The organism is Elstera litoralis (genome assembly GCF_000963705.1).
In the GTDB taxonomy this organism is placed as follows: Bacteria; Pseudomonadota; Alphaproteobacteria; order Elsterales; family Elsteraceae; genus Elstera; species Elstera litoralis.
Genome location: NZ_LAJY01000945.1, coordinates 1 through 726, shown reverse-complemented (window position 1 = coordinate 726; position 726 = coordinate 1). Strand labels below are relative to the sequence as shown.

The following is a 726-nucleotide window of genomic DNA, read 5'->3' as shown; positions in this document are numbered from 1 at the left end:
AGGGGCCTTTCATTTATTTTTGTCACTTTAATCGACTCTTTAGCAGCGGTAGCTGTTCTCTCTGCCTGCAGGGTTGCCGCCTGCATTTCTTTTCTGGTCTCCTTTAGCTCTTCTCTCTGCGTTTTTATACTCAAGAGCAACAAGCAGACCGAGATAAAAGTCAGGACTGGGTTAATGATTCCACCGAAGAAATCGCCTACAGGCCCGAGTTTCTCAAAGGCACTCTCGCGCTCCGCTTTTAAGACAATATTGCCCTGATTAGAGAGGGATGGACCAGAGAGATCAATTCTATCCTGAATACCAAGTTCGCGAAGCGTCCACTCCGGGGCATGAACCGAGACATAAAAAAGAGAGACAATAACACAGCAAATTGCACCGATCAGTAAAATAGAAAGTGGCCAGAAAACGCCAACACTTCTCCTGAAATGTCTCCAATATTTCAGACGTCCCTTGTTTTTCCGAATAAACCTTATTTTTCTTGCAGTAATCTTACCGGTCATTTTTTTTGCCATACTCTTATCCCTTCAGCGGCATCCCAACCATGCGGTCTATCGGGATGCAGCTTGCGACCAATTCCGTCCTTAAAGTGTAACGGCATCGAGCATCTGCAATCAAACGCATTCCGAAGCTGCGACTATGCCCGCTAACCTCTATTTACCCAGACCCAGCCGCCGAAACAAATCGCCCACTCATTTTTTTGGGTGTACAATCAATCCATGCGAACCG

At 46.3% G+C, this 726-nt stretch carries 1 protein-coding gene; it reads right to left on the bottom strand.

Annotated elements, in window-relative coordinates:
• On the bottom strand, nt 1-512 hold a 512-nt coding region (locus VZ95_RS24785; protein ID WP_198148472.1), incomplete at its 3' end, for a hypothetical protein.
• Nucleotides 513-726 lie beyond the last annotated feature (214 nt).